The sequence below is a fragment of the Streptomyces muensis genome (assembly GCF_021474425.1).
Classification (GTDB): Bacteria; Actinomycetota; Actinomycetes; order Streptomycetales; family Streptomycetaceae; genus Streptomyces; species Streptomyces muensis.
On sequence record NZ_JAKEIP010000323.1, the window covers coordinates 1 to 8,109 of the forward strand.

Consider the following 8,109-nt stretch of genomic DNA (forward strand, 5'->3'; position numbering starts at 1 on the left):
GCCCGCCTCCGACGCCCCGCCCACACTGCTCGTCCTCGACGCCGAGCCCCTCCCCCGTCTCGGCCGTCTCACCGGCCGCGCCCGGATCGAGCACGCGGACGAGGACACCCTGGCCGAGCGGCTGCCGTCCGCCGATGTGCTGCTGGTCTGGGACTTCGCCTCGCACGCCGTACGCCGCGCCTGGCCCGGCCAGGGACCGCGGCCGCGCTGGGTGCACACGGCGAGCGCGGGCGTGGACCATCTGATGTGCCCGGAGCTCACCGACTCCGACACCGTGGTCACCAACGCCCGCGGGATCTTCGACCAGCCGATCGCGGAGTACGTCGCCGCGCTGGTGCTGGCGATGGCGAAGGACCTGCCGAGGACGCTGGAGCTCCAGGGCGCCCGGGAGTGGCGCCACCGTGAGGGGCAGCGGGTCGGCGGCACGCGCGCCTGTGTGGTGGGGTCCGGGCCCATCGGGCGGGCGATCGTCCGCACGCTCAAGGCGCTGGACATCACCACCGCCCTGGTCGGCCGGGCCGCGCGCACCGGCATCCACGGTCCCGAGGACCTGGACCGGCTGATCGCCCGCGCCGACTGGGTGATCGCGGCGGCGCCGCTCACGGAGCAGACGTACGGCATGTTCGACGCCCGCCGCTTCGGGGTGATGCAGCCGTCCGCCCGGTTCGTCAACGTCGGGCGCGGACAGCTGGTCGTCGAGGACGCGCTGGCGGAGGCGCTGGGCAAGCGGTGGATCGCGGGGGCGGCGCTCGATGTCTTCGAGCACGAGCCGCTGACGCCGGACAGTGCGTTGTGGGACGTCCCGAACCTGATCGTCTCCCCGCACATGAGTGGGGACACCATCGGCTGGCGGGATGAACTCGGCCGTCAGTTCGTGGAGTTGTACGAGAGGTGGGCGGCGGGCAGGCCACTGCTGAACGTGGTCGACAAGCAACGCGGGTACGTACCCGGACGCTGATGTCGATGTCTACGGCTGGAGGGCGACGCATGACGGACCTGACCGAACTGACCGCCGTACAACTCCTCGACGGCTACCGGCAGGGGGAGTTCAGCCCCGTCGACGCCACCCGCGCCGCCCTGGAGCGGGCCGAACGGATCCAGCCGGAGGTGAACGCCTTCGTCCGTATCACCGCCGACGCGGCCCTCGCGCGGGCCGAGCAGTCGGCCGAGCGGTGGCGGCGCGGGGCACCGGCCGGGCTGCTCGACGGCGTTCCGGTCACCGTGAAGGACATCCTGCTGATGCGCGGCGGGCCGACGCGGAAGGGTTCGAAGACCGTCCCGGAGCAGGGTCGCTGGGACGAGGACGCGCCCTCCGTGGCCCGGCTGCGGGCGCACGGCGCCGTGTTCCTCGGCAAAACGACGACGCCAGAGTTCGGCTGGAAGGGCGTCACCGACTCGCCCCTGGCCGGCGTCACCCGCAACCCGTACGACCCGGCCCGCACCGCGGGCGGCTCAAGCGGCGGTGCGGGGGCGGCGGTGGCGCTCGGCGCTGGACCGCTGGCGCTCGGCACGGACGGCGGCGGGAGTGTCCGGATCCCGGCCGCCTTCTGCGGGATCTTCGGCATGAAGCCGACGTACGGCCGGGTCCCGCTGTACCCGGCGAGCGCCTTCGGCACTCTCGCGCACGTCGGCCCGATGACCCGTGACGCGGCCGACGCGGCCCTGCTCCTGGACGTCATCGGCACCCCCGACTCCCGTGACTGGTCGGCGCTGCCGCCCGCCCCGGGCTCCTTCGCTGCGGGCCTGAGCGGCGGGGTGCGCGGGCTGCGGGTCGCCTACTCGCCCTCGTTCGGCGGGCAGGTGGCGGTGCGTCCGGCGGTCGCGGCGGCGGTGCGGCGGGCGGTGGAGCGGCTGGCGGGGCTCGGGGCGTACGTCGAGGAGACCGACCCCGACTTCACGGACCCGGTGGACGCCTTCCACACCCTGTGGTTCACGGGGGCGGCCCGGGTGACCCAGCATCTCGGGCCGCACCAGCGGGAGTTGCTCGACCCCGGGCTCCGGGAGATCTGCGCGGTCGGCGCCCGGCTCACCGCGCTCGACTATCTGGCCGCCGTCGACGTCCGGATGGAACTCGGGCGCCGCATGGGCCGCTTCCACGACACCTACGACCTCCTGGTCACCCCGACCCTCCCCATCACGGCGTTCGAGGCGGGCGCCGAGGTCCCGAAGGGCTCGGGGCACCGTCGGTGGACGGGCTGGACGCCGTTCACGTACCCCTTCAACCTGACCCAGCAGCCGGCGGCCACCGTCCCCGTCGGCACCGACGGGGACGGCCTGCCGATCGGCCTGCAGCTGGTGGCCGCCCGGCACCGGGACGATCTCGTCCTGCGGGCGGCGCACACGCTCTACGAGGCCGGGATCGCCGCGACCGCCGGGCTCACGCCCGCCGGAAGCTGAGCGACTCCCCGAGCGCCCCGGACCGCCACAGGTCGTTGCAGCCCTCGGCCATCTCCTCCAGGCCCGCCACGACCCGGCCCCAGACGATGCCGGGCACCCAGCCCACGTCGCCGTTCAGGAGCAGGTTGTTGCGCTCGTAGAACAGGGCCAGGTCGACCACCGTCGTGCCGGGGCGGACCTCACGGTCGTAGCCGTAGGACTTCGTGCCCAGTTCCGTGCCGGCGAAGGCGAAATAGCACAGGTCGCCAGGGATGGGGGTGACCGTCGGGTTTTCCAGGGGCGGCTCCGTTTCCGCGAAGGGCGGGAAGAGGGCGTAGATCTCGTTGCGGGCGTATTTCGCGTGGTAGACGTCGCCGGTCAGGGGCAGGGCGTCCCAGACGGCCGCGCAGGTGAGCGGGGCGCGGTCGTCCAGGAGTTCGGCCGTGCAGCGGATGCCCCGCTTGACCAGCGACACCTCGATGAACCGTTCAGTCATGCCTTCCACTGTGCATACATCGCATGGTCCCGGGTAGCCGCGCCGCCATGGCTCCACCTAATGGGAACGACAGAGACATAACTGGGCCCAGGCGCCGGTCGCTGCTCGCGGGGGTGGCGGCGCTCGGTGCGCTGGGAGCGGCCGGCTGCTCGCGAGTGGCCACGGCATCGACGGAGGGAGGCGGTGACCTGCTCGACCGGCTGAAGGCCGCCGGTGTCGTACGCCTGGGCATCGCGGGTGAGATCCCCTTCGGGTACATCGACAAGAACGGCGAACTGACCGGCGAGGCGCCCGAACTGGCCAAGGCGATCTTCAAACGGCTCGGCGTGGACCGGGTGCAGCCCGTGCCGACCGAGTTCGGCTCGCTCATCCCCGGCCTGAACTCACAGCAGTTCGATGTCGTGGCCGCCGGGATGTACGTCACCCCGGAACGCTGTGAGCAGGTCATCTTCGCGGACCCCGACTACCAGATGCCCGACGCGTTCGTCGTACGCAAGGGCAATCCGATGGGGCTGCACGACTACAAGGACGCGTTCGCGAAGAAGGCGAAGATCGCCACCGGTACCGGCTACGCCCAGATCGAGCACGCGATGGAGGCGGGCTACCGGCGCGGCGACATCCTCATCGTGCCCGACCAGGTCGCCGGACTGAACGCCGTCGAGGCCGGGCGGGTCGACTACTTCACCGCCACCGCGGTCACCTCCCGCCTGGTCGTGCGGACCTCCTCGAAGGCGGAGGCGACCAAGGCCTTCACTCCCGTCCTCGACGGCAAGCCGCAGCTCGCCGGCGGCGCCTTCGCGTTCCGGCGGACCGAGACCAAGCTGCGGGACGCCTTCAACGCGGAGCTGCACAAGCTGAAGAAGAGCGACGAGGTCTTCCGGATCCTGCGCCCGTTCGGCTTCACGCGGACCGAGATGACCGAGATGACCGCGAAGGAGCTGTGCGGCGGATGACCTCGGGACTCTGGGAACTCGTACTGCAAGGAATATGGGTCACCGTCCAGCTGCTGGTGCTGAGCGCGCTGGTGGCCGCGGCGGTCGCCTTCGGGGTCGGCATGGCCCGCACCCACCGGCTGTGGATCGTCCGCTTCCTCGCGGGGGTCTACACCGAGGTGTTCCGCGGGACGTCCGCCCTGATCATGATCTTCTGGGTGTTCTTCGTGCTGCCGGTCGCCTTCGGCTGGCAGCTGGTCCCGCTGTGGGCCGGCACCCTCGCACTCGGACTGACCTACGGGGCGTACGGCGCCGAGATCGTGCGCGGCGCCCTGAACTCCGTCGACCCGGCGCAGCGTGAGGGCGGGATCGCGCTCAGCTTCACGCCGTGGCAGCGGATGCGGCTGATCCTGCTGCCGCAGGCGGTGCCGGAGATGATCCCCTCCTTCACCAACCTGCTGGTGGAACTGCTGAAGGGCACGGCCCTGGTGTCGATCACGGGCATGGGCGACCTGGCCTTCAGCGCCAACCTGGTGCGCCTCGCACTTCAGCAGAGCGCGGAGATCTACACGTACATCCTGCTGATCTACTTCGTGATCGCCTTCCTGCTCACGCGGGGGATGCGCGGCCTTGAACGCAAACTCAAGGCGGGAGTCGGCAAGCCGGTGGGGCGCACGCCCGACCAGGAGCTGCACCGTCCTGAGACGACCGGTGTGGGCGCGGCGGGTTCGCTCGGCGGCGTGGGAGCGGGAGGTGCTTCGTCATGACCTGGGACTGGGGCGCTGTCGCCGACTTCATGCCACATTTCTGGGACGGGCTGCTGCTCACCCTGCGGATCCTGGCGCTCGGCTCGCTGATCTCGTTCGCGCTCGGCCTGGTGTGGGCGCTGCTGATGCGTACGCCGACGCGCTGGGTGCGCTGGCCGGTCGGGGTGGTCACGGAGTTCATCCGCAACACCCCGCTGCTGGTGCAGCTGTTCTTCCTCTTCTACGTGCTGCCCGAGTGGGGCGTCACGGCCTCGGCGCTGACCACCGGTGTCTTCGCGATCGGGCTGCACTACTCGACGTACACGATGCAGGTCTACCGGGCCGGCATCGAGGCGGTGCCGGCCGGTCAGTGGGAGGCCGCGACGGCGCTGAACCTGCCGGTCGCGAGGACCTGGCGGGTGGTGATCCTGCCGCAGGCGATCCGCCGGGTGGTGCCCGCCCTCGGCAACTACGTCATCGCGATGCTCAAGGACACCCCGATCCTGATGACGATCACGGTCATGGAGATGCTCGGCGAGGCGCGGCTGTTCGCGCAGGAGAACTTCCAGTTCACCGAGCCCCTGACGGTCATCGGGGTGGCCTTCATCCTCATCGCCTATCCGGCCTCCCTTCTCGTACGAGCCCTGGAGCGACGCCTTGTCAGCTGACACCCCTCTGATGAAAGAACCCGACGCGAGCGCCAACCCGCCGGTGGACGGCACCGAGCTGATCCGGTTCGAGCAGGTCACCAAGCGGTTCGGGGCGAACACGATCCTGGACCGTCTCGACTTCTCCGTGAACTCGGGCAAGCACGTCACGCTGATCGGCCCGTCCGGCTCCGGCAAGACGACGATCCTGCGGCTGCTGATGACCCTGCTCAAGCCGGACGAGGGCACCATCACGGTCGCCGGGGAGAAGCTCTTCCCGGCGCCGGAGAAGCAGATCCGCGAGGTCCGCAAGGGCATCGGGATGGTGTTCCAGCAGTTCAACCTGTTCCCGAACATGTCGGTGCTGCGCAACATCACCGAGGCTCCCGTCACCGTCCTCGGCCTGTCCAAGGACGAGGCGGAGGCCCGCGCCCGTGAGCTGCTGGAGATGGTGGGCCTCGCCGACAAGTGCGACGCCCGCCCGACCCAGCTGTCCGGCGGCCAGCAGCAGCGGGTCGCCATCGCGCGGGCGCTGGCCATGCGGCCGCAGGTGCTGCTGCTCGACGAGGTGACCTCGGCGCTCGACCCGGAGCTGGTCGCGGGCGTCCTCGACGTCCTGCGTGACATCGCCCGCAGCACGGACATCACCATGCTCTGTGTGACCCACGAGATGAATTTCGCCCGGGACATCTCGGACCAGGTCCTGATGTTCGACTCCGGCCGGGTCATCGAGTCGGGCAGCCCGGAGAAGATGTTCAACGACCCCGAGAACGACCGCACGCGGGAGTTTCTCAGCGCTGTGCTGTGACTCTGTGGTGAGCCCATGACCTCGGCATATGCCAGAGTGCCGGTGCCGCAGTTGAGGGCGTCGCAATCTCGTCAACAAGCGCTCACTACAAGCCTCTTGCCCGTTATCGTGAAGGAGATTGGCTGACCCGAACCGAACCCTGACCATGAGAAGCGACGTGCGACCGCAGGGGGAACCGTGGCGCTCCAGCACGAGCCGACGACGCCGCACCACTCGGCCCAGGACGCCCTGCGCGTCCTGGAGACCGTGGCACGGCACAGCACCGGAGTCACCGACACCGACCTCGCCCGGCACACGGGCATCGGACCGGAGCGCCTGACCAGCCTCCTGCTGATGCTGCGCCGCGAGGGTTACGTCGAGCAGGTCGGCGACGGCGCGTATGTGACGGGCGCCGCGCTGACCCGCCTCGGTTCCGCCCAGGGCCGTGAGCAGGCCCTGCGGGAGAACCTCCAGCGCACCCTGGACCGGCTGCGCGACTCGGTCGGCGCCGCCGTCTACATCAGCCGGTACGTCGACGGCGAGATCAGGATCGACCAGTTCGCCGCCGGTCCGACCACGCCCGTGGTCAACGAGTGGGTCGACTTCCGCTACTCCGCCCACGCCACCGCGATCGGCAAGAGCCTGCTCGGCCAGCTCGACCACAACGGCCGGCGCGACCATCTCTCCCGCCACAAGATGGCCCGGCTCACCTCGCGCACGATCACCAGCGACCGGGTCCTGCTCTCCCGCCTGGAGTCCCAGCCGCCGACGGTCCCCCACCTCGACCTCCAGGAGTACGCGGTGGGCACGGTGTGCGCGGCGGTCCCGATCACGGCCGGCTCCTCGGTGGGCTGCCTCGCCCTGTCCCTCCCGGTCGAGCACGCCCACCGCCTGCGCCAGGCGGCGGACGCCCTGAACCGCAACGCCGCGCCGGTACTGCTGTCACTGGCGATCTAGCACCCCTCCGGGTTGGTCAGAACCACCCCCTTGGACCAGGTAGTATTTTCTTCGTCGCCAGCCGCGAACCCCCTGGGAACGCGGCCAGCGCGAGTCATGCGCCGCTAGCTCAGTTGGTTAGAGCAGCTGACTCTTAATCAGCGGGTCCGGGGTTCGAGTCCCTGGCGGCGCACCGGTGAAGGACCTCTCGTGGGAGCGGGAGGTCCTTCGGCGTATACACGCCCCGAACGCACCGTCCCGGGTCCTGCGAGGCGGCTGGGGGTCCGGGGGTTACCCCCCGGGAGATGCAGCATCAGCGGGTCCGGGGTTCGAGTCCCTGGCGGCGCACCGGTGAAGGACCTCTCGTGGGAGCGGGAGGTCCTTCGGCGTATACACGCCCCGAACGCACCGTCCCGGGTCCTGCGAGGCGGCTGGGGGTCCGGGGGTTAGCCCCCGGGAGATGCAGCATCAGCGGGTCCGGGGTTCGAGTCCCTGGCGGCGCACCGGTGAAGGACCTCTCGTGGGAGCGGGAGGTCCTTCGGCGTCTTTCAGTCTTTGGTAGGTCCGCTGTCCTGGTGGGCGCCACCACACCGGGTCGGCGCAGTGCACGCCCTCCTTGCGCAGGCTCGCCCGGTGGATCTTGTTCGTGGCCGTGACCGGCATCCGCTGCACCACGCGTACGAAGCGGGGTGCCATCTTGGTGCCGAGGTCGGGCTGGGCGGTCAGGAAGGTCGTGAAGGTCTCCGGGTCGAAGGTTCCGGCGATCGTCGCCATGACCTGGTCCCCGGTCACGGGGTCGGGCACGGCGTACACGGCGACGGCGGACGCCCCCTCGTACCGCGCGAGGATGTTCTCGATCATCGCGGCGGCCAGGTTCTCGCTGTCGACCCGGATCCGGTCGTCGGTGCGGCCGGCGAAGTAGAGGTAGCCGTCGGAGTCCCGGTAGAAGAGGTCGCCGGTCCAGTACCAGCCGTCCCGGCGACGCTCGGCCTCCGCCTCGGGATTGCGCCAGTAGCCCTCGAAGGGGTTCGGCGCCCGGTTCACCAGCTCCCCGATCGCCTCGTCGCCGTTCAGCAGCCGTCCGGCCGCCCGCTTAGGCCCCCGCCGGCGGGGGGGGGTACGCGCCACCTGGCAAGGGGGGCGCGGGTGACGCGCCCCCGCACCCCCAGCAGGGGGCAGGGCAGCAAAC

Annotated in this window: 9 protein-coding genes and 1 tRNA gene; 8 read left to right on the forward strand and 2 right to left on the reverse strand. The window is 70.6% G+C overall.

Annotated features, from left to right (window positions below; all coding sequences use genetic code 11):
- Positions 1-958, forward strand: a 958-nt coding sequence (locus tag L0P92_RS39335) for a D-2-hydroxyacid dehydrogenase (protein WP_372497404.1), incomplete at its 5' end; no start/stop codon positions are given.
- 29 nt (positions 959-987) lie between these two features.
- A complete protein-coding gene (locus tag L0P92_RS39340) occupies positions 988-2,397 on the forward strand; it encodes an amidase (RefSeq protein WP_234767936.1) in 1,410 nt (469 codons plus the stop codon).
- Here L0P92_RS39340 and L0P92_RS39345 read toward each other — a convergent pair.
- On the reverse strand, positions 2,378-2,872 hold the full coding sequence (locus L0P92_RS39345; RefSeq protein WP_234767937.1) for a DUF3830 family protein: 495 nt from the start codon (positions 2,870-2,872) through the stop codon (positions 2,378-2,380). The genes L0P92_RS39340 and L0P92_RS39345 overlap by 20 nt on opposite strands.
- Positions 2,873-2,919: 47 nt before the next feature.
- On the opposite strand from L0P92_RS39345, the gene ehuB reads away from it, so the two are divergent.
- The 6 genes from ehuB (at position 2,920) to L0P92_RS39375 (ending at position 7,113) form a co-directional block, all read left to right on the forward strand.
- The gene (gene ehuB, locus L0P92_RS39350; RefSeq protein WP_234767938.1) at positions 2,920-3,825 is read left to right on the forward strand and encodes an ectoine/hydroxyectoine ABC transporter substrate-binding protein EhuB; all 906 of its coding nucleotides are present in this window, start codon (positions 2,920-2,922) and stop codon (positions 3,823-3,825) included.
- Positions 3,822-4,571 carry an ectoine/hydroxyectoine ABC transporter permease subunit EhuC gene (gene ehuC / locus L0P92_RS39355; protein WP_234767939.1) on the forward strand — a complete coding sequence of 250 codons (750 nt, stop codon included), beginning with the start codon at positions 3,822-3,824 and terminating at the stop codon, positions 4,569-4,571. Before ehuB ends, ehuC begins: the two co-directional genes overlap by 4 nt.
- Entirely contained in the window at positions 4,568-5,218 is a 651-nt protein-coding gene (gene ehuD / locus L0P92_RS39360; RefSeq protein WP_234767940.1) for an ectoine/hydroxyectoine ABC transporter permease subunit EhuD, read from the forward strand. The genes ehuC and ehuD overlap by 4 nt, the downstream gene beginning before the upstream one ends.
- A 10-nt stretch (positions 5,219-5,228) precedes the next feature.
- Complete coding sequence (gene ehuA / locus L0P92_RS39365) at positions 5,229-6,005, forward strand: ectoine/hydroxyectoine ABC transporter ATP-binding protein EhuA (RefSeq protein ID WP_234767941.1); 777 nt, start codon at positions 5,229-5,231, stop codon at positions 6,003-6,005.
- A gap of 177 nt (positions 6,006-6,182) precedes the next feature.
- Positions 6,183-6,941: an IclR family transcriptional regulator gene (locus L0P92_RS39370; protein ID WP_234767942.1), complete on the forward strand. Its 759-nt coding sequence runs from the start codon at positions 6,183-6,185 to the stop codon at positions 6,939-6,941.
- Positions 6,942-7,039: 98 nt separating this feature from the next.
- Positions 7,040-7,113: transfer RNA gene (locus tag L0P92_RS39375), tRNA-Lys, on the forward strand.
- Between the two features lie 275 nt (positions 7,114-7,388).
- On the opposite strand, the gene L0P92_RS39380 is transcribed toward L0P92_RS39375, so the two are convergent.
- Positions 7,389-8,109, reverse strand: a 721-nt coding sequence (locus L0P92_RS39380) for an AMP-binding enzyme (RefSeq protein WP_443733835.1), incomplete at its 5' end; no start/stop codon positions are given.